We start from the raw sequence: 22974 nt of genomic DNA, 5'->3' as shown, positions 1-22974 counted from the left end.
CCGGCTCCTCGTCCCCGGCTCCTCGTCTCCCGGCTCGCCGGCCTCGGCGGCCGCCGCCGCCTCGACATCGGCGTCCGCCGCCGCGGGCGACACGTCCGCAGCCTCCGCCGCGGCGGCCGGGATCGCCGCGGCCGCCACGGAGCCGACCCGCGGGTGCGCGGCCCGCCGTGCCCTCCGCCGGTGACGGCGACCGCGGCCGCCGGACGCCGCCGCGGGAACCCGCTCCCGCCGCTCCCAGGCCGAAGCGCCGCCACCCCAAGTGGCCCTACGTCCTCGTGCTGCTGGTCGTGCTGTTCGGCGGCGCCGCCGTCATCGCGACGTCGCTGTTCGGTCCCGTCGTCTCGGCGCTCCTGACCCCCGCGGAGCCCACGGACTACGACGGCGAGGGCTCCGGGGAGGTCCAGGTCGTCGTCAAGACCGGCGACACCGGCAGCACCATCGGCGACACGCTCGCCGAGCAGGACGTGGTGAAGACGTCGAAGGCGTTCTACCAGGCCGTCGTCAGCTCCGGGGAGGTCGTGTTCCAGCCGGGCACGTACACGCTGCGGAAGCAGATGAGCGCGGCGTCCGCGCTGGCGCTGCTGCAGGATCCGGCGAGCCAGGTGCAGGCGAAGGTCACCATCCCCGAGGGGCAGACCGCCGCCCAGGCGTTCGAGCTCGTCGCCGAGGGCACCGGCACCCCCGTCGCCGACCTGGAGGCCGCGGTCGCGGATCTCGGCGCGCTCGGCCTCCCCGCCGAGGCGCCCAGCATCGAGGGCTACCTCTTCCCCGCGACCTACGACTTCCCGCCTGGGACGTCGGCCGCCGACATGGTGCGGACCATGGTGGCGCGCACCTTCCAGGCGCTCGACGAGGCCGGCGTCGCCCCCGGGGACCGGCACCGCGTCCTGACGATGGCGGCGCTGATCCAGAAGGAGGCGCGCTTCGAGGAGGACTTCTACAAGGTCTCCCGCGTCTTCCAGAACCGCATCGACATCGGCATGCTCCTGCAGTCCGACGCCACCGTCGCCTACGGCGCCGAGTCGGCGGGTCGGGTCACGACGACCGACGCCGAGCGGGCCGACGACAACCCCTACAACACCTACGTGCACCCAGGCCTCCCGATCGGGCCCATCTCGAACCCGGGCGACGTCGCCATCAAGGCCGCGATCGCTCCGGCGGACGGCCCGTGGCTGTACTTCGTGACGATCAACACGATCACGGGCGACACGGTGTTCTCGGAGTCCTACGACGACCACCTCAAGGCCGTCGCCCAGTGGCAGCAGTTCATGCGGGACAACCCCGGCAATGGCTGACCCGCGGACGCCGGCCGTGCGGCTGGCGGTCCTCGGCAGCCCCATCGCCCACTCGCTGTCCCCGCGCCTGCACCTCGCCGCCTACGACGTGCTCGGACTCGACTGGTCGTACGAGGCCGTGGAGTGCACGGGGGCGGAGCTCGCGGATCTCGTCGCGGGGCTCGGATCCGGATGGCGCGGCCTGTCGCTCACCATGCCGCTCAAGCGCGACGTGCTCCCGCTGCTCGACCACGTCGACGAGACGGCACGGCTGGCCGGCGCCGCGAACACGCTCGTGCAGGAGCCGAGCGCAGCCGGTCGGGCGACCCGCCGCGGCCACAACACCGACGTGGCGGGGATCGTGCGCGCGTTGGGCGACGCCGGGGTCGCCGGGGCGACGGACGCGGTCGTCCTGGGCGCGGGATCCACGGCCCGCTCCGCACTGGTGGCGCTCCGCGACCTGGGGGCCGCGCGCGTCGCCGTCGCGGCCCGGCGCCCCGAGCGCGCCCGGGAGCTCGACGCCCTGGCCGACGAGCTCGGCCTGGCGCTGCGCATCGTCCCGTTGCACGACGCGTCCACGGTCCTGGCGGGTGCCGACACGGCGATCAGCACGCTCCCCGGCGATGCCGCGTCCGAGGTCGCGATCCCGGCGCGGCTCGCGGCCGACGCGGCGCTCCTCGACGTGACCTACGCGCCGTGGCCGACCGGCATCGCCGACGCGTGGGAGCGCGCGGGCGGGCGGGTCGTGCCCGGCATCGACATGCTCGTGCAGCAGGCGCTCATCCAGGTGCGCCTGTTCGTCGGCGGTGACGCGGAGCGTGCGGTCGCCGATGAGGGGCGGGTGCTCGCCGCGATGCGGGCGAGCGTCGGGCGTCATCCAGGGAGGCCCTGGACCGGCGCCTGACCCGCCGGGCGGCCCCTGCCGCTGTGGGAGGATGGGGCCATGCTGCGTTGGCTCACCGCCGGGGGAATCCCACGGCCCCGAACTCATCGCCGTCCTGGAGGGCCTGCCCGCGGGCGTGCCCGTCAGCCTCGACGGCATCCGCGCCGACCTCGCCCGTCGCAAGCTGGGCTACGGCCGCGGCGCGCGCATGGGCTTCGAGCAGGACGAGCTGAGCCTCTCCACGGGCGTCGTCCACGGGCGGACCCTCGGCAGCCCCATCGCCGTGCGCATCGGCAACACGGAGTGGCCGAAGTGGGTCGACGTCATGAGCCCCGAGCCGGTCGATCCCGAGAAGCTGCAGGGCGCGCGCGCCGCGGCCCTCACGCGTCCACGCCCCGGCCACGCCGACCTCGTGGGCATGCAGAAGTACGACTTCGACGAGGCGCGTCCCGTGCTCGAGCGCGCCAGCGCCCGCGAGACCGCCGCCCGCGTCGCCCTCGGCGCCGTGGCGCGGGCGTTCCTCGCGGAGCTCGGGATCACGCTCGTCAGCCACACGCTGTCCATCGGCCCCGTCCGCGTCCCCGAGGGCGCGCCGCTGCCGACGCCGGCCGACGTGGACGCGCTGGACGCGGATCCGCTGCGCTGCTTCCACGCCGAGACGAGCGCCCGCATGGTCGCCGAGGTCGACGACACCAAGCAGAGCGGCGACACGGTCGGCGGCGTCGTCGAGGTCCTCGCCTACGACCTGCCGCCGGGCCTCGGCTCGCACGTGCACTGGGACCGCCGCCTCGACTCCAAGCTCGCGGCGGCGCTCATGGGCATCCAGGCGATCAAGGGCGTCGAGGTCGGCGACGGCTTCCTCACCACCACGCGCCGCGGATCCGAGGCGCACGACGAGCTGTTCAGCACGGCGGCGGGCATCGGCAGGTCGACCGACCGCGCCGGAGGCACCGAGGGCGGCATGAGCACGGGCACGGTCCTCCGGGTCCGCGCCGGCATGAAGCCGATCGCCACCGTGCCCCGGGCGCTGCGGACCATCGACACCGCCACGGGCGGCGCCGCTCCCGCGAACCACCAGCGCTCCGACGTGTGCGCCGTGCCCGCCGCCGGCGTCGTCGCCGAGGCCATGGTCGCGCTGACCCTCGCCGACGCCGTGCTGGAGAAGTTCGGCGGCGACTCCGTGGGCGAGACCCTGCGGAACCTCCGCGGCTACCTCGACGCGATCCCCGAGGGCCGCCGCACGGGCGCCGACCTCGTGGACGAGGCGGACGCCGCTCCGCCGGCGGCGCCCGAGGCCTGACCGTGCCGGTCGTCCTGATCGGCCCGCCCGGAGCGGGCAAGACCACGGTCGGCCGTCGTGTCGCCAAGGCCCTCGACGTGCCGTTCACCGACACGGACCGCGCGATCGTCGAGGCGCACGGATCCATCGCCGACATCTTCCGCGAGCACGGCGAGCCGAGGTTCCGCGAGCTCGAGCGCACGGCGGTCGCCGCCGCCCTCGCGGAGGACGGCGTGGTCTCGCTCGGCGGGGGCGCCGTCCTCGACCTCGCGACGCGTGCCGACCTGGAGGCCTGCCGCGTCGTGCTGCTCACCGTGAGCGAGCGGGCCGTCCGCGCGCGGATCCGCGGCGACGACCGCCCGCTCGTCGACGGCCTCGAGAGCTGGCGCCGCATCCTCGCCGACCGCGAGGGGCTGTACCGCTCGCTCGCCGACCTGACCATCGACACCTCCGACCGCCCGCTCCCGCGCATCGTCCGCGAGATCGAGCGCTTCGCCCGGGAGAGGCAGCCATGACCGACCAGAACGCGCCCGAGACCGCCCGCCCCGGAGACGCGGCTCCCCTCGCCGCGGCGTCCGAGCCCGACGCCGCCACCGTGATCCGCGTCTCCGGCACCCCCGGATACGACGTGACCGTCGGCCGGGGCCTCGTGCAGGGGATCGGCACGCTGCTCGGCCCGCGGGTGCGGAAGGTGCTCATCGTCCACGCCCCGGCCCTGTCCGAGGAGGCGTCGCGTCTCCGGGAGCGCCTGCAGGGCGACGTGGAGGTGTACCTCGCGGAGGTGCCCGACGCGGAGGGCGCGAAGCGGGTGGAGGTCGCGGCGTTCTGCTGGAAGATCATGGGCACCACCGACTTCACGCGCTCCGACGCGGTCATCACCCTCGGCGGCGGTGCCACGACCGACCTCGGCGGGTTCGTCGCCGCGACGTGGCTGCGCGGGGTCATGCTCATCCAGGTCCCCACCACGGTCCTCGCCATGGTCGATGCGGCCGTCGGCGGGAAGACCGGCATCAACACGTCCGAGGGCAAGAACCTCGTGGGCGCGTTCTACGCGCCGACCGCCGTGGTGGTGGACCTCGACCTGCTCGCGACCCTGCCCCGGAACGAGATCGTGACCGGCTTCGCGGAGATCGTGAAGGCGGGGTTCATCGCCGTCCCCGAGATCCTCGACATCATCGAGGCCGACGTGGCGCGCGTCACCGACACCACGAGTCCCGAGTTCCGGCGCGTCGTCGAGCTCGCGATCGCGATGAAGGCGGAGGTCGTCGGCGAGGACTTCACGGAGAAGGGCCGCCGCGAGATCCTGAACTACGGCCACACGCTCGGCCACGCCATCGAGCACGCCGAGCGCTACCGGTGGCGGCACGGCGCGGCGGTCGCCGTGGGCATGGTGTTCGCGGCCGAGCTGTCGCGCCTCACGCGCACCCTGTCCGACGAGGCCGTCGACCGGCACCGGCGGATCCTCGACTCGCTCGACCTCCCCACCAGCTACCCGGTCGGGCGCTGGCCCACGCTCGTGGCCTCGATGAAGCGCGACAAGAAGGCCCGCGGCGACATGATGCGGTTCATCGTGCTCGACGGCGTCGGCCGGGCCAGCGTGCTCAACGGGCCCGAGGAGGCGCTGCTCTTCGCCGCGTACCAGGAGATCGGCTCGTGACGGATCCCGCGCATCCGGACGCGCCGCGGCCCGTCGCGCTGGTCACGGGCGTCGGCCGCGTCTCCGGCATCGGGGCGGCCATCGCCGAGGACCTGGCGCTCGGCGGCTGGGACGTCGCCTTCACGTACTGGTCGGACTACGACGCCCGCATGCCGTGGGGCCGTCAGCCGGAGGACCCGGCGCGCGTCGCCGAAGCCGTGGAGCGCGCGGGCGGCCGGGCGCACGCCGTCGAGGCCGACCTCGTGAACACGGACGCCGCGGAGCGGATCCTCGACGAGGTCGAGCGGGAGCTCGGGCCGCTCACCGCCCTCGTGCTGAGCCACGCCGAGTCGGTCGACAGCGCCCTGCTGGAGACCAGCGTGGAGAGCCTGGACCGGCACCTGGCCGTGAACGTGCGGGCTTCGCTCCAGCTCGTCCAGGGCTTCGCCCGCCGGTACCGCGCGGTGCCGGGCGCCGGTCGCATCGTCGCGCTCACGAGCGACCACGTCGTCGGCAACGTGCCCTACGGCGCCAGCAAGGCCGCGCTCGACCGCATCGTCATCGCGGCCGCCCGTGAGCTGGAGGACGCGAGGATCACCGCCAACCTCGTCGATCCCGGACCCACCGACACGGGCTGGTTCACGCCGGAGATCCGCGAGAGCCTGCGCGAGACGACGCCGCGCGGACGGCTCGCCGAGCCCCGCGACGCCGCGGCGCTCGTGTGCTTCCTGCTCTCGGCGGAGGGCGGCTGGATCAACGGGCAGCGCATCCGCTCCGACGGCGGCCAGAGCGTCGGCTGCAGCCGCCCGCATCCTGAGGGCGGCCTCCGAGCATCGCCGGCGGCCGGGGCGCACGACGTCAGCGCCGGCGCTCCTCACGGAGGCAGCCGTGCGCCGCAGGTGGCGTCGCGTGCCCGGTACCGGGAGCGCCCCTAGGCTGGATCCATGTCACGCGTGCTCGTCCTCAACGGCCCCAACCTCGGACGGCTCGGCAGCCGCGAGCCCGACGTCTACGGAACCGGGTCGCTGGAGGACCTCCGCCGGGAGCTCGTCGCGTTCGCCCCCGACGACGTCGAGATCGACCTGCGGCAGACCGACGACGAGGCGACGCTCATCGGGTGGCTGCACGAGGCCGTCGACACCGCGACGCCCGTGATCATGAACCCGGCCGCCTTCACGCACTACTCGTACGCGCTCCGCGACGCCGCGGCGCTCGTCACGAAGGCCGGCCTCCTGCTCATCGAGGTGCACATCTCGAACCCGCACGCGCGCGAGGAGTTCCGCCACCAGAGCGTCATCTCGCCCGTCGCCACGGGCGTCATCGCGGGCCTCGGGACGGGGTCGTACCTCCTGGCGCTCGCGCACGTGGTGACCGGCACCCGTTAGGCTGATCCCTCGGATCCCCGCACGCGCCCCGTCGGGCCGCGGAGCCGGATCCTCCGCGCGGCCGCTCGACCGCCGCATCCCGCTCGTCGAACAGGCAAGGACCCTCCCCGCAATGGCCTCTACCGCTGACATCAAGAACGGCGTCGTCCTCAACATGGACGGCCAGCTGTGGACCGTCATCGAGTTCCAGCACGTGAAGCCGGGCAAGGGCGGCGCGTTCGTGCGCACCAAGGTCAAGAACGTCATGAGCGGCAAGGTCGTCGACCGCACGTTCAACGCGGGCGCGAAGATCGAGACCGAGACGGTCGATCGCCGCGACTTCCAGTACCTCTACGCCGACGGCGAGAACTTCGTGTTCATGGACACGAGCGACTACGACCAGATCACGCTGTCCGCGGCGCAGGTCGGCGACGCGAAGAACTTCATGCTCGAGAACCAGAGCGTCACGGTCGCGCTGCACAACGGCGAGGGCCTCTACGTCGAGCTGCCCGCGTCGGTCGTGCTGACCATCACGTACACGGAGCCGGGCCTCCAGGGCGACCGCTCGACGGGCGGCACCAAGCCCGCCACGGTCGAGACCGGGCACCAGATCCAGGTCCCGCTCTTCCTCGAGCAGGGCACGCGCGTCAAGGTGGACACCCGCACGGGCGACTACCTCGGCCGCGTCACCGACTGACCCGTGAGCGCACGCACCAAGGCGCGCAAGCGCGCCCTCGACGTCCTCTACGTCGCCGACATCCGCGGGGAGACGATCCCCGCGACCCTCGCGGTCGAGCAGAAGCGCGCCGCCGCCGAGCCCGATCGCCAGGCCTCGTGGCAGTACGCCCGCGAGATCGCCGAGGGTTTCGTCGAGCACCAGGACGAGATCGACGAGCTCATCGAGACGTACTCGGTCAACTGGACGCTCGCCCGCATGCCCGCGGTCGACCGCGCGATCCTGCGCATCGGCATCTGGGAGATCCTCTTCAACGCCGACGTGCCCGACGGCGTCGCCATCTCGGAGAGCGTCGACCTCGCGTCGTCGCTCGGCGCGGACGAGTCCGCGTCGTTCGTGAACGGCATGCTCGCCCGGATCGCGGCCGCGCAGGCCTGACCCGTCCGGATGGCCCGGCAGCACACGCCGGGCGTCGCGTTACGCCGCGTGTCGTCGCGCGACGGCGTGTGACGCCACGGCATCCGACGGCGGGCGGGCCGCCCTAGCGTCGGGTCATGCCCGTCACCGCCTCCGCCTCGCGCTCCGACCAGGCGCCGCCCGCGCCGGTCCCGTCGCCCGCGCCGGCGCCGCACGCCGCGGCACCGGGCTCGGCCGGCGCCGTCGAGCTCCGGGGGATCGGCCGCTCCTTCCCCGTCGAGGGCTCCCGTGCGCGACGCACCGTCCTCCGCGACGTCGACATGGACCTCGCGGCCGGCGACGTCGTGGCCGTCCTCGGGCCGTCCGGCTGCGGCAAGTCGACCCTCCTCCGCCAGGTGAGCGGTCTCGACCGCCCGGACACCGGATCGCTCCGCATCGACGGCACGCCCGTGCAGGAGGTCGACCAGCGCTCCGCGGTCGCCTTCCAGGAGCCGCGCCTGCTGCCCTGGCGCACCATCCGCGCCAACGTGCGCCTCGGCCTGCCCCGCGACGTGCCGCGTGAGGAGGGCGACGCCCGCGTCCGCGAGCTGCTCGATCTCACGGGACTCGCCGAGGCCGCCGACCTCCGCCCACGGCAGGTGTCCGGCGGCATGGCGCAGCGGGCCTCCCTCGCCCGCGCGCTCGCCCGGCGACCGCGCGTCCTCGTGCTCGACGAGCCCTTCGGCGCGCTCGACGCGCTCACCCGGCTGCGGATGCAGGACCTCCTGCTCGACGTGCACGCCGCCATCCCGACCACGGTCCTCCTCGTCACGCACGACGTCGACGAGGCGCTCCACCTCGCCGACCGCGTGGTGCTGCTGGGACCGGATCCCGCTCCCGGGGCCGCACCGGGCGCGACCGTCCGCCGCGTGCTCGAGGTGCCGGGATCCCGACCCCGCGACCGCGGGGACGCCACCCTGGCCGCCCTCCGCGCGGAGCTGCTCGAGGGTCTCGGCGTGCCGGGACACCGCGCGACCCGCTGACACGCCGGCGCTCGCCCGGCCCGGGACGCCGAGCCGCGTCCGCCGGGCTCCCGTTCCCGTACCCGCCCGCACGCTCCCGCACCACCCGACCCGCCGCCCGCACGATCGCCGCCGGCACAGCACCCGAGGACCCACCGTGACCCGTCTCCTGCCCCGCAGATCCACCCTCCCGACCCTCGCGCTCGCGAGCGCCGCCGTGATGCTCCTCGCGGGCTGCGCCGCCGGGGAGGGCTCGTCCGTCGCCCCCGCCGCCGCCACCTCGGCGGACCCGGCCGGCTGGAGCGCCGACACGCTCACCGTCGACTGGGCCACCTACAACCCGCTGAGCCTCATCGTGAAGGACCAGGGCCTCCTCGAGGCGCGCCTCGGATCCGACGTGACGGTCGACTGGGTCCAGTCCGCGGGCTCCGAACAAGGCCAACGAGCTGCTCCGCGCGGGCGCCGTGGACGTCGGCTCCACCGCGGGATCCGCGGCGCTCCTCGCCCGGGCGAACGGCTCTCCCATCCGCACGATCGACGTGTACTCGCAGCCCGAGTGGACCGCGATCGTCGTGCCGGAGGGCTCGCCGATCACGAGCGTCGACCAGCTGCGGGGCGCCGACATCGCCGCCACGAAGGGCACCGACCCCTACTTCTTCCTGCTGCAGACGCTCGAGGAGGCCGACATCCCCGTGTCCGACGTGACCATCCAGAACCTCCAGCACGCCGACGGCCGCGCCGCGCTCGAGAACGGCTCCGTCGACGCGTGGTCCGGGCTGGACCCGCTCATGGCCGCGAGCCAGGCGGAGGCGGGCTCGACGCTCCTGTACCGCAACGTCGACTTCGCGACCTACGGCTTCCTCAACGCCACCCAGTCGTTCCTCGACGCGTCGCCCGACCTCGCGCAGGCCGTCGTCGACGCGTACGAGGAGGCCCGCGCCTGGGCGGTCGAGCATCCGGACGAGACCGCGGCGATCCTCGCCGAGGCAGCCGCCATCGACCCCGCCGTCGCGTCCACCGTCATCGACCGCACGAACCTCGGCGTCGACCCCGTCCCCGGCGAGGACCAGCGCGCCGTGCTCGAGCGCGTCGGCCCGATCCTCGTCGAGTCCGGCGACGTCCCCGACCAGGCGCGGGTCGACCGGGCGCTCGACGAGCTGTTCGAGCCGCAGTACGCGGAGTCCGCGGACGCCGCCGGGGCGGCCGGATGACCGCCCTCGGCACGGCCCCGCGCGCGGATGCGCCCGTCGAGGAGGGCGGGGCCGCGCTGCCGACGACCCGCCGCACCGCGCGCGGCGCCCTCGTGCGCACGGCCGTCGGCGCCGTCGTCCCGCTCCTGGTCGTCGGGCTCTGGGCGGTGGTCACCGCGACCGGCGCCGTCCCCGCCCACCTGCTGCCCGCGCCGCTCGACGTCGTACGGGCGGGGGTCGAGCTCGCCGAGCAGGGGATCCTCGGCCAGTACGTCGCCATCTCCCTGCAGCGCGTCCTCCTCGGGTTCGCCCTCGGCGCGACGGTGGGACTCGTGCTCGGCGCCGTGGTGGGCCTCTCCCGCATCGGCCGGCTCCTCCTCGCGCCGACCGCCGGCGCCTTCCGCACCGTCCCGTCGCTCGCGTGGGTGCCGCTGCTCCTGCTCTGGATGGGGATCAACGAGGACTCCAAGGTGACCCTCGTGGCGATCGGCGCCCTGTTCCCCGTCTACACGACCGTCGCCGGGGCGCTCCGCCACGTCGACCCGCACCTCGTGGAGGTGGGGCGCGCGTTCGGGCTGCGTCGGATCCCGCTGCTCGTCACCGTGCAGCTGCCCGCCGTGCTCCCCGCCGTCGTCTCCGGCCTCCGCCTCGCCCTCGCGCAGTCGTGGCTGTTCCTCGTCGCCGCCGAGCTGCTCGCCGCCTCGATGGGGCTCGGCTACCTGCTCACGGAGTCGTCGAGCAACGGCCGGGTGGACCGCGTGCTCCTGGCCATCGTCCTGCTCGCCGTGCTGGGCGCGGTCACGGACGCCGTGGTGGGCCTCATCGAGCGCGTGCTCGTCCGCCGCTGGGGCTGACGCCGGCAGCGGCTCCTCGGCAGCGGCTCCCGCGCCGTGTGTCCCCGCGTGACGATCCCGGTTGCGGGTCCTCCGCGGGGCGCACGTAGCGTCGTCGCATGACCTCCCCGCGCACCGAGCAGGCCGACGCCACCCCCCTGGACCCCTCGGACGGCGACGCCGCGACCGCGGGCCCGGCCTCGTTCCCGCCGCCCGCCGCGCTCGCCGCGTCCGCCAACGTCGGCGCGGAGGCGTACGCGCGCGCCGAGGCGGATCCGGTCGCCTTCTGGGAGGAGGCCGCCCGCCGCCTCGACTGGGAGACGCCCTGGCACACGGCCCGCACCTGGCTCCCGCCCATCGCCGAGGACGGCAGCCCGCAGGTCCCCGCGGCCACCTGGTTCGCCGGCGGCCGCCTGAACGTCGCCGCCAACTGCGTCGACCGGCACGTGTCCGCCGGCCGCGGCGACGCGGTCGCGCTGCACTTCGAGGGCGAGCCCGGCGACCGCCGCACCGTCACGTACCGGGACCTCCAGGAGGAGGTCTCGCGCGCCGCGAACGCGCTGACCGCCCTCGGCATCGGCCCCGGCGACCGCGTCGTGATCTACCTGCCCGTGCTCGTCGAGACGATCGTCGCCACGCTCGCGGTCGCCCGCATCGGCGCCGTGCACTCGCTCGTCTTCGGCGGCTTCTCCGCGGAGGCGCTGCGCTTCCGGGTGGAGGACACGGGCGCGAAGCTCCTCATCACGAGCGACGGCCAGAACCGCCGCGGCACGGCCGTCGCCACCAAGCCGCAGGCCGACGAGGCCGTCGCGGACGTGGTGTCGATCGAGCACGTGCTCGTCGTCCGCCGCACGGGCCAGGACGTGCCGTGGACCGCGGGCCGCGACGTCTGGTGGCACGACGCGGTCGGATCCGCGTCGCCCGAGCACGCACCGGAGAGCTTCGACGCCGAGCACCCGCTCTTCATCATCTACACCTCCGGCACCACCGGCCGCCCCAAGGGCCTCGTGCACACCTCCGGCGGCTACCTCACCCACGCGTCGTGGGCGCACTGGGCCCACTTCGACGCGAAGCCCGACGACGTCCACTGGTGCACGGCCGACCTCGCCTGGGTCACCGCGCACACCTACGAGATCTACGGACCGCTCTCCAACGGCCTCACGCAGGTGATCTACGAGGGCACGCCCGACACGCCCCACCGCGGCCGGCACCTGGAGATCATCGCGCGCTACGGGGTGACGACCTACTACACGGCGCCCACGCTCATCCGCTCGCTCATGAGCTGGTTCCCCGACGGCGTCGCGGGGCACGACCTGTCGAGCGTCCGTCTGCTGGGGTCGGTAGGAGAGGCGATCAACCCGGCCGCGTGGCGGTGGTTCCACCGCGAGATCGGCGGCGGGAGGGCGCCCGTGGTGGACACGTGGTGGCAGTCCGAGACGGGCGCCGCCGTCATCGCGCCCCTCCCTGGCGTCTCGACGCTGAAGCCGGGTGCCGCGGGCCGCGCGCTGCCCGGGTTCCGTGTGGCCGTGGTCGACGACGACGGCGAGGAGACGGCCCCGGGGGAGTCGGGCCTCCTCGTGATCCAGCGACCCTGGCCCGGGATGGCGCGCACGGTCTGGGGCGACCCGGACCGCTACCGGAGCGCGTACTGGGAGCGCTTCGCCGACCGCGGGTGGTTCCTCGCGGGCGACGGCGCCCGACGCGACGGCGACGGCGACATCGCGCTCCAGGGCCGCATCGACGAGGTCGTGAACGTCTCCGGCCACCGGCTGTCGACCATCGAGATCGAGTCGGCGCTCGTCGCGCACCCGCGCGTCGCCGAGGCCGGCGTGACGGGCGTCGCCGACGACCTCACCGGGCAGCGCGTGGTCGCGTTCGTGGTGCCACCGGGCGACGATCGGCCCGCGGACGACGACGCGGCGGGCTGGCACGCGCTCGCCGCGTCGCTCGGGCCGGAGCTCACGGCGCACGTCGCCCGGGTCATCGGGCCCGTCGCGAAGCCGCGGCGGATCGTCGTGGTGCCGGACGTGCCGAAGACGCGCTCGGGCAAGATCATGCGGCGCCTCCTCGCCGACCTCGTCGAGGGCCGGACCCTCGGGGACGCCACGAGCCTCCAGGACGCCGCCGTCCTCGGGCGGATCCGCGCGGTGCTCGACGCGTCGGACGGTTGAGTCCCGGCGCGGGCGGCCGGCGTCGGACGGGCGCGACGGACACGCGCGGGGGACGCCCCGCGGCGCGCCGGCGGGTGCCCACCCGCTAGAGTGACCGGCGGAACAGACCACCTTTAACATCCGTCCCGAGAGGCGGGGAAGGAGGTCGGATTGCCTCAGCGCATCGTGCTGCAGCCCTCTGACATCACCCGTGCGCTCACGCGCATCGCCCACGAGATCCTCGAGTCGAACCGCGGCCCCGCCGGCCTGCTGCTCCTCGGGATCCCCACGCGCGGCACCGTCCTCGCGGAGCGCATCGGCCGGATCATCGCCCGCCTCGAGCCCGACGCCCCCGCCGACCTGGTCGGCTCGCTCGATGTCACGATGTACCGCGACGACCTGCAGCGGAACCCCACCCGCGCGCCGGCGCCCACGCTCCTGCCCGCGGCCGGGGTCGACGGCCGCACCGTCGTGCTCGTCGACGACGTGCTCTTCTCCGGCCGCACGGTCCGCGCGGCCCTCGACGCGATCGGCGACCTCGGCCGCCCGACGGCCGTGCGCCTCGCGGCGCTCGTCGACCGCGGGCACCGGGAGCTCCCCATCCGCGCCGACTTCGTGGGCAAGAACCTGCCGTCGAGCCTCGCCGAGCGCATCTTCGTGCGGCTCGACGAGATCGACGGCGAGGACGCCGTGACCATCGAGGGCCCCGACGACGCGTCGGTGCCCGCCCGGCGGGAGGCCGCATCGTGAGGCACCTGCTCTCCACCCGCGACCTGTCGCGCGACGAGGCCGTCCGCATCCTCGACGTCGCGGAGGACATGTCCGACGTGGGCACGCGCGAGATCAAGAAGACGCCGGCGCTGCGCGGCCGCACTGTGGTGAACCTGTTCTTCGAGGACTCGACCCGCACCCGCATCTCGTTCGAGGCCGCCGCCAAGCGGCTCTCGGCGGACGTCATCAACTTCAGCGCCAAGGGCTCGAGCGTCTCCAAGGGCGAGAGCCTGAAGGACACCGCGCAGACCCTGCAGGCCATGGGCGCCGACGGCGTCGTCGTCCGCCACCCGTCCTCCGGCGCGCCGCACACGCTCGCGGGCAGCGGCTGGATCGACGCCGGCATCGTGAACGCGGGCGACGGGACGCACGAGCACCCCACGCAGGCCCTGCTCGACGCGTTCACCATCCGCCGCCGGCTGCACGGCTCGGCTGCCCGGGGGAGGGGCCTCGACGGCGCGCGCGTCCTCATCGTCGGCGACATCCTCCATTCGCGGGTCGCCCGCTCGAACGCCTGGCTCCTGACGACGCTCGGCGCCGAGGTCACCCTCGTCGCGCCGCCCACGCTCGTGCCCGTGGGGGTCGGCTCGTGGCCGGTGACCGTCCACTACGACCTCGACGCGGCGCTCGTCGAGGGACGGCCGGACGCGGTCATGATGCTCCGCATCCAGGCGGAGCGCATGCGCGCGGCCTTCTTCCCGAACCCGCGCGAGTACGCGCGCATCTGGGGACTCGACGACGCGCGGCTGGCGCTGCTCGGGCCCGATACGATCGTCATGCACCCGGGGCCCATGAACCGCGGGCTCGAGATATCCGCCGCCGCCGCCGACTCGGAGAGGTCCACGGTGCGCGAGCAGGTCGCCAACGGCGTCTCGGTGCGCATGGCCGTCCTGTACCTCCTGCTGTCCGGCGACGGGAAGGCCGACCGATGACCCAGAACGACACGATCCACGACGACACGGTCCAGGGCGCGACGACACCGGGCGACGCCCACCTGATCCGCGGCGCGACCCTGCCCTCGGGCGAGCGCGCCGACATCCTCGTCGCCGACGGGCTGATCCGCGAGATCGGCCCCGACCTCCCGGCGCCGGCCGGCGCCCGCGTCGTCGAGGCCGACGGGCTCGTGGCGCTGCCCGGCCTCGTCGACCTGCACGTGCACCTGCGCGAGCCCGGCTACGAGCAGAGCGAGACGGTGCTCACCGGATCCCGCGCGGCGGCCCTCGGCGGGTTCACGGCGGTCTTCGCGATGGCCAACACGATGCCCGTGCAGGACACGGCGGGCGTGGTCGAGCAGGTCAAGGCGCTCGGCGACGCGGCCGGCTACGCCACCGTGCGGCCCATCGGCGCCGTGTCGGTCGGCCTCGCGGGGGAGTCGATGGCGGAGATCGGCGCCATGGCCGCCAGCCGCGCCGCCGTCCGCGTCTTCTCGGACGACGGGAAGTGCGTCTCCGACCCGCTCCTCATGCGCCGCGCGCTGGAGTACGTGAAGGCGTTCGACGGCGTCATCGCGCAGCACGCGCAGGACCCGCGCCTCACCGAGGGCGCGACCATGAACGAGGGCGCGCTGTCGGGCGAGCTGGGCATCACGGGCTGGCCCGCGGTCGCCGAGGAGTCGATCATCGCGCGCGACGTGCTGCTCGCCGAGCACGTCGGATCCCGCCTCCACGTCTGCCACGTCTCCACGGCCGGCTCGGTCGACGTCATCCGCTGGGCCAAGGCCCGCGGCGTCGACGTGACCGCCGAGGTCACGCCCCACCACCTGCTGCTCACCGAGGACCTGGTCGCGGGCTACGACGCGCGCTACAAGGTGAACCCGCCGCTGCGCCGCCGCGAGGACGTGGAGGCGCTCCGCCTCGCACTCGCCGACGGCACCATCGACGTGGTGGCCACGGACCACGCGCCCCACCCCGTCGAGGCGAAGGACTGCGAGTGGGACGCGGCCGCGTTCGGCATGGTCGGCCTCGAGTCCGCGCTGTCGGTCGTCCAGCTCGCGATGGTCGACACGGGCCTGCTCGACTGGCAGGGCGTCGCGCGGGTCATGTCGCACGCGCCCGCGCGCATCGGCCGCCTGGCGGAGCACGGCCACGTCCTCGCGGGCGGATCCCCGGCCGACATCACGCTGTACGACCCCCGCGCCTCCCGCGTCTTCGGACGCGACGACCTCGGCGGGCTCAGCGGCAACTCCCCGTACCTGGAGATGACGCTCCCCGGCCGCGTCGTCGCGACATTCCACCGCGGCTACCCGACGGTGCTCGACGGCGCGCTCGTCGACCGCGAGACGGTGGCCCGCGCCGCGGTCCTCCGCGACCGCGCCGACGCCGACGCGCGCGACGGGTCATCGTCCGGGCCGCAGCGGAGCGCCGGCGCATGAGCGACCGCCTCGGACCGGCGCTCACCGTGATCGCGCTCCTCCTCCTGCTCCTCGCGCTCATGGCGCTCGGCTGGCGCGCGCGCCGCCGCCGCCAGGGCGCGCTGCCCGAGCCGCCGCGCCCGCCCGCCGGTCTCGGCGCTCCGGCCCTGGAGGTCGACGTGCTGTACGTCGCCACGACCACGGCCGGCCAGCCGCTCGACCGGCTGACCGTCGCGCCCCTCGGGTTCCGCGGCCGCGCCGCGGCCCGGGTCCACGACGCCGGGCTCGTGCTCGCGATCGACGGCGAGCGCGAGGTGCTCCTCCCCGCCGATCGGATCACCGGCTCGGGCCTCGCGACCTACGCCATCGACCGCGTCGTGGAGGAGGGCGGCCTCGTGGCCGTCACCTGGGTCCTCGACGAGGCCGCCCGCACCGAGGTCGACACGTACCTCCGGGTGATCGACCCCCGCGACAAGCCCGCGCTCGTCGACGCCCTCCACCGCATCCCCCGCCCCGCGCACGACGACGACAACGAAGGGAAGTGACCGACATGGCCCGACACGAACCGGCGGTCCTGGTACTCGAGGACGGACGGAGGTACGTCGGACGCGCGTACGGCGCCCGCGGCACCAGCCTCGGCGAGGCCGTCTTCGCGACCGGCATGACCGGCTACCAGGAGACGATCACCGACCCGTCCTACGCGGGCCAGATCGTGCTCCAGACGGCGCCGCACATCGGCAACACCGGCATGAACGACGACGACATGGAGTCGCGCCGCATCTGGGTCGCCGGCTACGTCGTCCGCGACCCCTCTCGGGTGGTCTCGAACTTCCGGGGCACCCGCACGCTCGAGGACGACCTCGTCGCCCAGGGCGTCGTCGGCATCTCCGGGATCGACACGCGCGCGGTCACCCGCCGCATCCGCGACGAGGGCGCCATGCGCGCCGGCGTGTTCTCCGGCGAGGCGGCGTCGCTCAGCGACGAGGAGCAGCTCGCGCAGGTGCGGCAGGCGCCCGACATGGCCGGCCGCAACCTCTCCGCCGAGGTCTCCACCCAGGAGACGTACACGATCCCCGCCGAGGGCGAGCGCGTCGGCTCCGTCGCGGTGCTCGACCTCGGCATCAAGACCGCCACCGTCAAGCACCTCGCCGCCCGCGGCCTGGACGTGCACGTGGTGCCGCAGACCATCACGACGGAGCAGCTCGCCGAGCTGGCGCCCACCGCGGTGTTCTACTCCAACGGCCCCGGCGACCCGGAGGCCTCGCAGTACCACGTGGAGCTCCTCCAGGACGTGCTGCGGAAGGGCATCCCCTTCTTCGGGATCTGCTTCGGCAACCAGCTCCTCGGCCGGGCCCTCGGGTTCGACACCTACAAGCTGCCCTTCGGCCACCGCGGGATCAACCAGCCCGTGCTCGACCGCCGCACCGGCCGCGTCGAGATCGCGAGCCAGAACCACGGATTCGCGGTCTCCGCGCCGCTCGACGGCCCCGTGGACACCCCCGCCGGCTTCGGCCGCGCCGAGGTCAGCCACGTCTCGCTCAACGACCAGGTCGTGGAGGGGCTGAACTGCCTCGACATCCCCGCCTTCTCCGTGCAGTACCACCCGGAGGCGGCCGCTGGCCCCCACGACTCGTCGTACCTCTTCGACCGGTTCATCGAGCTGATCCACGACGCGTCGGGCACCGCCCCCGCCGCCGCGACCCCCCAGGAGACCGTGTAATGCCCAAGCGCGCCGACATCAACTCCGTCCTCGTCATCGGCTCCGGGCCGATCGTCATCGGGCAGGCGGCCGAGTTCGACTACTCCGGCACCCAGGCCTGCCGCGTGCTCCGCGAGGAGGGCGTGCGCGTCATCCTCGTGAACTCGAACCCGGCCACGATCATGACCGATCCGGACTTCGCGGACGCGACGTACATCGAGCCGATCACCAGCGAGGTGCTGGAGAAGATCATCATCAAGGAGCGGCCGGACGCGGTGCTCCCCACCCTCGGCGGCCAGACCGCGCTCAACGCGGCCATCCGGCTCGACGAGCTCGGCATCCTCGCCAAGCACGGCGTCGAGCTCATCGGCGCGAAGGTCGAGGCCATCCAGAAGGGCGAGGACCGCCAGCTCTTCAAGGACCTCGTCCTCGAGTCCGGCGCCGACGTCGCCCGCTCGCACGTCGCGAAGACGCTCGAGCAGGCCGTGGAGTTCGCCGAGGACCTCGGCTACCCGCTCGTCATCCGCCCGTCGTTCACCATGGGCGGCCTCGGTTCCGGCTTCGCGCACACGCGCCAGGAGCTCGAGCGCATGGTCGCCGACGGCCTCCAGTCGAGCCCCACCACGGAGGTGCTCCTCGAGGAGTCGATCCTCGGCTGGAAGGAGTACGAGCTGGAGCTCATGCGCGACACGGCCGACAACACGGTCGTCGTCTGCTCCATCGAGAACGTCGATCCCGTGGGCGTGCACACGGGCGACTCGATCACGGTCGCGCCCGCCCTCACGCTCACCGACCGCGAGTACCAGCACATGCGCGACATCGGCATCGACATCATCCGCCGGGTGGGCGTCGACACCGGCGGCTGCAACATCCAGTTCGCGGTGGACCCGGCCGACGGCCGCCTCATCGTCATCGAGATGAACCCGCGCGTCTCGCGCTCGAGCGCCCTCGCGTCGAAGGCCACCGGGTTCCCCATCGCCAAGATCGCGGCGAAGCTCGCCATCGGGTACCGCCTCGACGAGATCCCGAACGACATCACGAAGGTCACGCCGGCGAGCTTCGAGCCCACGCTCGACTACGTGGTCGTCAAGGTCCCGCGGTTCGCGTTCGAGAAGTTCCCGGCCGCCGACGCCGAGCTGACGACCACCATGAAGTCGGTGGGCGAGGCGATGGCCATCGGCCGCAACTACTCGACCGCGCTGCAGAAGGCGCTCCGCTCGCTGGAGAAGCGCGGGTCGTCGTTCCACTGGGGCCCCGAGACCCGCTCGGTCGACGAGCTCCTCGAGGTGAGCCGCACGCCCACCGACGGCCGGATCGTCACGGTGCAGCAGGCGCTCCGCGCGGGCGCCACGGCGGAGCAGGTCTTCGACGCGACGAAGATCGACCCCTGGTTCATCGACCAGATCGTGCTGATCAACGAGGTCGCCGACGCCGTGCGCGACGCGGGCTCCCTCGACGCGGAGACCCTCCGCGAGGCGAAGGACCACGGCTTCTCCGACGCGCAGATCGCCGAGATCCGCGGCCTCGCGGAGCAGGACGTGCGGGACGCGCGCCACGCGGCGGGCATCCGCCCGGTCTTCAAGACGGTCGACACGTGCGCGGGGGAGTTCCCCGCCCTCACGCCGTACCACTACTCCAGCTACGACTCCGAGACGGAGATCGTGCCCTCGGAGCGCCGCAAGGTGATCATCCTGGGCTCGGGCCCGAACCGCATCGGCCAGGGCATCGAGTTCGACTACTCGTGCGTGCACGCGTCGTTCGGCGCTGGCCGAGGCCGGGTTCGAGACCATCATGATCAACTGCAACCCGGAGACCGTCTCCACCGACTACGACACGAGCGACCGGCTCTACTTCGAGCCGCTCACGCTTGAGGACGTGCTGGAGATCGTGCACGCGGAGGAGCAGGCCGGCGAGCTGGTCGGCGTCGTCGTGCAGCTCGGCGGCCAGACCGCGCTCGGGCTCGCCAAGGGCCTCGAGGCCGCGGGCGTCCCGATCCTCGGCACGAGCCCCTCGGCAATCGACCTCGCGGAGGAGCGGGGCCTGTTCTCCGGCATCCTCGACGCCGCGGGGCTCGTGGCACCGCGGAACGGCACGGCCACCGCCATCGACGAGGCCGTCGTCGTCGCGGAGGGCATCGGCTACCCGGTGCTCGTCCGCCCGAGCTACGTGCTCGGCGGCCGCGGCATGGAGATCGTGTTCGACACGGCCACGCTCCACGACTACTTCCTGCGCATGGCCGACCAGGGCATCATCGGCGCGGGCCGGCCGCTCCTCATCGACCGCTTCCTCGACGACGCCATCGAGATCGACATCGACGCCATCTACGACGGCACCGAGCTGTACGTCGGCGGCGTCATGGAGCACATCGAGGAGGCCGGGATCCACTCCGGCGACTCGAGCTGCACGCTGCCGCCCGTGACGCTCGGCCGCGGCCAGATCCAGCAGGTCGTCGACGCGACGCGCGCCATCGCCGAGGGCGTGGGCGTGCGCGGCCTCCTCAACGTGCAGTTCGCGATCGGCGCGGGCGTGCTCTACGTCCTCGAGGCGAACCCGCGCGCGAGCCGCACGGTGCCGTTCGTCTCCAAGGCGCTCGGCATCCCGCTCGCCAAGGCCGCGTCCCTCGTCATGGTCGGCACCTCCATCGCGGAGCTCAGGGCCTCGGGGCTGCTGCCCGAGCGCGACGGGTCCGACGTGCCCATGGACTCGCCCGTCGCCGTGAAGGAGGCCGTGCTGCCCTTCAAGCGGTTCCGCACGAAGGACGGCCTCATCGTCGACTCCGTGCTCGGCCCGGAGATGCGCTCCACGGGCGAGGTCATGGGCATCGACCGCGACTTCCCGCGGGCGTTCGCGAAGAGCCAGGAGGCGGCGTTCGGCGGCCTCCCGCTGTCGGGAACGGTGTTCGTCTCGGTCGCCGACCGCGACAAGCGCTCCATCGTCCTCCCCGTGCTCCGGCTCCAGCAGCTGGGCTTCGAGGTGCTCGCCACCGAGGGCACGGCCGAGATCCTCAGCCGCAACGGGATCCAGGCGCGCGTGGTCCGCAAGTACAGCGAGGACCCGGCGGACGGCGACTCCCCGTCGATCGTCGACCTCATCAACCGCGACCAGGTCGACGTCGTCATCAACACCCCGTCGGGCCGCACGGCGCGCGCGGACGGCTACGAGATCCGCGCCGCGGCCGTGGCGGCGGACAAGCCGCTGTTCACGACCATCGCGCAGCTCACGGCCGCGGTCGCGTCGTTCGACGCGATCCGCGCCGGCTTCGACGTCACGAGCCTGCAGGACTACGCGATCGCCCGCGAGGCCCGCAGGTGACGACCGCCGACGGCGGGGCGGCCGCGGTCGCCCCGCCGTTCGGCGCGCGCCTCGCCCGCGCCTTCCGGGAGCGCGGGCACCTGTGCGTCGGCATCGACCCGCACCGCTCCCTGCTCGACGCGTGGGGGCTCGACGACGACGCGCGCGGGCTCGAGGAGTTCGGCCTCCGCGTGGTCGAGGCCACGGCGGGCCGGGCCGGCATCGTGAAGCCGCAGGTCGCGTTCTTCGAGCGGCACGGATCCGCGGGCTACGCCGCGCTCGAGCGCGTCCTCGCGGCCGCCCGGGACGCCGGCCTCCTCGTGATCGCCGACGCGAAGCGGGGCGACATCGGCTCGACGGTCGACGCGTACGGCGCCGCCTGGCTCGCGCCCGACAGCCCGCTGCGGGCCGACGCCGTCACCCTCACCGCGTACACGGGCGTCGGCTCCCTCGACGGCGTCCGCGCCGCCGCCGACGCGTGGGGCGCGGGCGTGTTCGTCCTCGCCGCCACCTCGAACCCGGAGGCCCGCGACCTGCAGCGGGCCGTCCTCCGCCGGCCGCCCCCGGCGACGCCCCGGCCGCCTCCGCCAGCGCGCGCACGGTGGCCCGGGGCATCCAGGACGCCGCCGTCGCCGCCAACGGTCCCGGGGACGACCCGGCGGGCGGACCAGGCGCCTTCGGGCTCGTCATCGGCGCCACCGTCGACCCGGCCGACGCGGGGCTCGACCTCGCCCGCCTGACCCGCACGCCGATCCTCGCGCCCGGCTTCGGGCACCAGGGGGCGCTGCTCGGCGATGTCCGGAAGCTGTTCGGCCCCGCCGCGGGCGTTGTGGTCGCGAGCGCCTCGCGGAGTATCCTCGCGGCAGGGCCACGGCGTGTCGCGGAGGCCGTCACCGACCACGCCGGACGACTCGAAGAGGTGCTGCCATGAGGCCCGAACCACCCGAGGTCGACCGGGTCGCCGCATCGCAGGCCGCCGTCGCCGCCCGCCGGGCGCGCGCCCAGGTCAAGAACGACATCGTCACCGGCGCCCGCACGCCGCTCGGCGTCCTCGACGCGTCCGCGGACCCCGCGCACCGCGCGGAGGCGACGCTGCGCGTGACGGAGTTCCTCACCAGCATCCCGAACATCGGCCCCACCAAGCTCGAGCGGATCCTCGGGGAGCTCGGCATCTCCACGGCCAAGCGCCTCGGCGGCCTCGGCGTGCACCAGCGCGTGCGCCTCACCCGCTTCCTCGAGGACTGGCAGGCCGCGAAGCAGATCGTCGAGCCGAGCCGCCTCGTCGTGCTCGCCGGTCCCACGGCCGTCGGCAAGGGCACCGTCTCCACCTTCATCCGCGAGAACGAGCCCGACGTGCTCCTCTCGGTCTCCGCCACGACCCGCGCGCCGCGGCCGGGCGAGGTCGAGGGCGTCAACTACTACTTCGTCTCCGACGCCGAGTTCGACCGCATGGTCGAGCGGGGCGAGCTCCTCGAGTGGGCGACGGTGCACAACGCCCACCGGTACGGCACGCCCCGCGCGCCCATCGACGTCGCCCTGGCCGAGGGGCGCAGCGTGCTGCTCGAGATCGACATCCAGGGCGCGCGCCAGGTGCGGGCCGCGATGCCGGAGGCCCGGCTCGTGTTCCTCCTGCCCCCCACCTGGGAGGAGCTCGTGCGCCGGCTGGTCGGCCGCGGCACGGAGGGGCCCGAGGAGCAGCAGCGCCGCCTGGACACCGCGAAGGTCGAGCTGGCCGCCCAGGACGAGTTCGACCACCTGGTCGTCAACCGCGATGTCGCGGATGCCGCCCGCGAGGTCGTAGAGTTGATGAAGACCAGGAAGGCCGTCGGTCCGTGACCCGGACCCGTACGGCCTTCGTCCATGCAATGAGGAAGCGGCACATCCATGGTTGACAAGACCCAGGGCATCATCGACCCGCCCATCGACGAGCTCCTCTCGAAGGTCGACTCGAAGTACGCGCTCGTGATCTTCGCCTCCAAGCGGGCCCGTCAGATCAACGACTACTACGCCGACCTGCACGAGGGCAGCCTGTTCGACAACGTCGGACCGCTCGTCGACTCCACCATCGACGACAAGCCCCTCTCGGTCGCCATGCACGAGATCAACGAGGACAAGCTCGTCGCCACCCCCATCGTGGAGCCCGCGGCCTCCTAGCCGCCG

The 22974-nt window shown here is 73.9% G+C and carries 17 protein-coding genes and 5 pseudogenes; all 22 read left to right on the top strand.

Going from position 1 to position 22974, the window contains the following annotated elements; all coding sequences use genetic code 11:
* The first annotated feature begins 167 nt into the window (after nucleotides 1-167).
* Nucleotides 168-1295, top strand: coding sequence for an endolytic transglycosylase MltG (gene mltG, locus ACZ411_RS07615; protein WP_464169683.1), 1128 nt, complete (start codon nucleotides 168-170; stop codon nucleotides 1293-1295).
* Nucleotides 1288-2178 carry a shikimate dehydrogenase gene (locus ACZ411_RS07610; RefSeq protein WP_464169681.1) on the top strand — a complete coding sequence of 297 codons (891 nt, stop codon included), beginning with the start codon at nucleotides 1288-1290 and terminating at the stop codon, nucleotides 2176-2178. Before mltG ends, ACZ411_RS07610 begins: the two co-directional genes overlap by 8 nt.
* Before the next feature lie 39 nt (nucleotides 2179-2217).
* Nucleotides 2218-3457, top strand: a pseudogene (gene aroC / locus ACZ411_RS07605) (chorismate synthase).
* 2 nt (nucleotides 3458-3459) lie between these two features.
* Nucleotides 3460-3951, top strand: coding sequence for a shikimate kinase (locus tag ACZ411_RS07600; protein WP_464169679.1), 492 nt, complete (start codon nucleotides 3460-3462; stop codon nucleotides 3949-3951).
* On the top strand, nucleotides 3948-5093 hold the full coding sequence (gene aroB / locus ACZ411_RS07595; protein ID WP_464169677.1) for a 3-dehydroquinate synthase: 1146 nt from the start codon (nucleotides 3948-3950) through the stop codon (nucleotides 5091-5093). The genes ACZ411_RS07600 and aroB overlap by 4 nt, the downstream gene beginning before the upstream one ends.
* A pseudogene (locus tag ACZ411_RS07590) lies at nucleotides 5090-5869 on the top strand (SDR family oxidoreductase); the annotation flags it as partial. The gene aroB and the pseudogene ACZ411_RS07590, both read left to right, overlap by 4 nt.
* 147 nt (nucleotides 5870-6016) lie before the next feature.
* Nucleotides 6017-6457, top strand: coding sequence for a type II 3-dehydroquinate dehydratase (locus ACZ411_RS07585; RefSeq protein ID WP_094116026.1), 441 nt, complete (start codon nucleotides 6017-6019; stop codon nucleotides 6455-6457).
* Nucleotides 6458-6569: 112 nt separating this feature from the next.
* The gene (gene efp / locus ACZ411_RS07580; RefSeq protein ID WP_086513594.1) at nucleotides 6570-7133 is read left to right on the top strand and encodes an elongation factor P; all 564 of its coding nucleotides are present in this window, start codon (nucleotides 6570-6572) and stop codon (nucleotides 7131-7133) included.
* Between the two features lie 3 nt (nucleotides 7134-7136).
* Entirely contained in the window at nucleotides 7137-7550 is a 414-nt protein-coding gene (gene nusB / locus ACZ411_RS07575; RefSeq protein ID WP_464169674.1) for a transcription antitermination factor NusB, read from the top strand.
* A gap of 116 nt (nucleotides 7551-7666) precedes the next feature.
* Nucleotides 7667-8551: an ABC transporter ATP-binding protein gene (locus ACZ411_RS07570; protein WP_464169672.1), complete on the top strand. Its 885-nt coding sequence runs from the start codon at nucleotides 7667-7669 to the stop codon at nucleotides 8549-8551.
* Nucleotides 8552-8687: 136 nt separating this feature from the next.
* Nucleotides 8688-9741, top strand: a pseudogene (locus tag ACZ411_RS07565) (aliphatic sulfonate ABC transporter substrate-binding protein).
* Nucleotides 9738-10574, top strand: a complete 837-nt coding sequence (locus ACZ411_RS07560) for an ABC transporter permease (RefSeq protein WP_464169670.1) — start codon at nucleotides 9738-9740, stop codon at nucleotides 10572-10574. The pseudogene ACZ411_RS07565 and the gene ACZ411_RS07560 overlap by 4 nt, the downstream one beginning before the upstream one ends.
* Before the next feature lie 98 nt (nucleotides 10575-10672).
* The gene (gene acs / locus ACZ411_RS07555) at nucleotides 10673-12724 is read left to right on the top strand and encodes an acetate--CoA ligase (RefSeq protein ID WP_464169668.1); all 2052 of its coding nucleotides are present in this window, start codon (nucleotides 10673-10675) and stop codon (nucleotides 12722-12724) included.
* A gap of 150 nt (nucleotides 12725-12874) precedes the next feature.
* Nucleotides 12875-13453: a bifunctional pyr operon transcriptional regulator/uracil phosphoribosyltransferase PyrR gene (gene pyrR / locus ACZ411_RS07550; RefSeq protein WP_104343717.1), complete on the top strand. Its 579-nt coding sequence runs from the start codon at nucleotides 12875-12877 to the stop codon at nucleotides 13451-13453.
* The gene (locus ACZ411_RS07545; protein ID WP_464169665.1) at nucleotides 13450-14406 is read left to right on the top strand and encodes an aspartate carbamoyltransferase catalytic subunit; all 957 of its coding nucleotides are present in this window, start codon (nucleotides 13450-13452) and stop codon (nucleotides 14404-14406) included. The genes pyrR and ACZ411_RS07545 overlap by 4 nt, the downstream gene beginning before the upstream one ends.
* Nucleotides 14403-15845, top strand: coding sequence for a dihydroorotase (locus tag ACZ411_RS07540; protein WP_464169663.1), 1443 nt, complete (start codon nucleotides 14403-14405; stop codon nucleotides 15843-15845). The genes ACZ411_RS07545 and ACZ411_RS07540 overlap by 4 nt, the downstream gene beginning before the upstream one ends.
* Complete coding sequence (locus ACZ411_RS07535; RefSeq protein WP_464169661.1) at nucleotides 15842-16369, top strand: PH-like domain-containing protein; 528 nt, start codon at nucleotides 15842-15844, stop codon at nucleotides 16367-16369. Before ACZ411_RS07540 ends, ACZ411_RS07535 begins: the two co-directional genes overlap by 4 nt.
* A 5-nt stretch (nucleotides 16370-16374) precedes the next feature.
* Nucleotides 16375-17544, top strand: coding sequence for a glutamine-hydrolyzing carbamoyl-phosphate synthase small subunit (gene carA / locus ACZ411_RS07530; RefSeq protein ID WP_464169659.1), 1170 nt, complete (start codon nucleotides 16375-16377; stop codon nucleotides 17542-17544).
* A pseudogene (carB, locus tag ACZ411_RS07525) lies at nucleotides 17544-20835 on the top strand (carbamoyl-phosphate synthase large subunit). The gene carA and the pseudogene carB overlap by 1 nt, the downstream one beginning before the upstream one ends.
* Nucleotides 20832-21745: pseudogene (gene pyrF / locus ACZ411_RS07520) on the top strand (orotidine-5'-phosphate decarboxylase). Before carB ends, pyrF begins: the two co-directional pseudogenes overlap by 4 nt.
* A complete protein-coding gene (gmk, locus tag ACZ411_RS07515) occupies nucleotides 21742-22650 on the top strand; it encodes a guanylate kinase (RefSeq protein ID WP_464169657.1) in 909 nt (302 codons plus the stop codon). The pseudogene pyrF and the gene gmk overlap by 4 nt, the downstream one beginning before the upstream one ends.
* 48 nt (nucleotides 22651-22698) lie before the next feature.
* Nucleotides 22699-22968, top strand: coding sequence for a DNA-directed RNA polymerase subunit omega (rpoZ, locus tag ACZ411_RS07510; RefSeq protein ID WP_012038467.1), 270 nt, complete (start codon nucleotides 22699-22701; stop codon nucleotides 22966-22968).
* Nucleotides 22969-22974: the final 6 nt, after the last annotated feature.

It is taken from the genome of Clavibacter sp. AC415, assembly GCF_979252985.1.
This window is presented reverse-complemented; position numbering and strand designations above follow the sequence as displayed.

Coding starts and splice junctions, on each gene's coding strand:
- rpoZ (WP_012038467.1), top strand. CDS start 22,699: ATGGTTGACAAGACCCAGGGCATCATCGACCCGCCCATCGACGAGCTC.
- ACZ411_RS07540 (WP_464169663.1), top strand. CDS start 14,403: ATGACCCAGAACGACACGATCCACGACGACACGGTCCAGGGCGCGACG.
- ACZ411_RS07610 (WP_464169681.1), top strand. CDS start 1,288: ATGGCTGACCCGCGGACGCCGGCCGTGCGGCTGGCGGTCCTCGGCAGC.
- gmk (WP_464169657.1), top strand. CDS start 21,742: ATGAGGCCCGAACCACCCGAGGTCGACCGGGTCGCCGCATCGCAGGCC.
- efp (WP_086513594.1), top strand. CDS start 6,570: ATGGCCTCTACCGCTGACATCAAGAACGGCGTCGTCCTCAACATGGAC.
- aroB (WP_464169677.1), top strand. CDS start 3,948: ATGACCGACCAGAACGCGCCCGAGACCGCCCGCCCCGGAGACGCGGCT.
- carA (WP_464169659.1), top strand. CDS start 16,375: ATGGCCCGACACGAACCGGCGGTCCTGGTACTCGAGGACGGACGGAGG.
- ACZ411_RS07570 (WP_464169672.1), top strand. CDS start 7,667: ATGCCCGTCACCGCCTCCGCCTCGCGCTCCGACCAGGCGCCGCCCGCG.
- ACZ411_RS07560 (WP_464169670.1), top strand. CDS start 9,738: ATGACCGCCCTCGGCACGGCCCCGCGCGCGGATGCGCCCGTCGAGGAG.
- ACZ411_RS07585 (WP_094116026.1), top strand. CDS start 6,017: ATGTCACGCGTGCTCGTCCTCAACGGCCCCAACCTCGGACGGCTCGGC.
- acs (WP_464169668.1), top strand. CDS start 10,673: ATGACCTCCCCGCGCACCGAGCAGGCCGACGCCACCCCCCTGGACCCC.
- ACZ411_RS07535 (WP_464169661.1), top strand. CDS start 15,842: ATGAGCGACCGCCTCGGACCGGCGCTCACCGTGATCGCGCTCCTCCTC.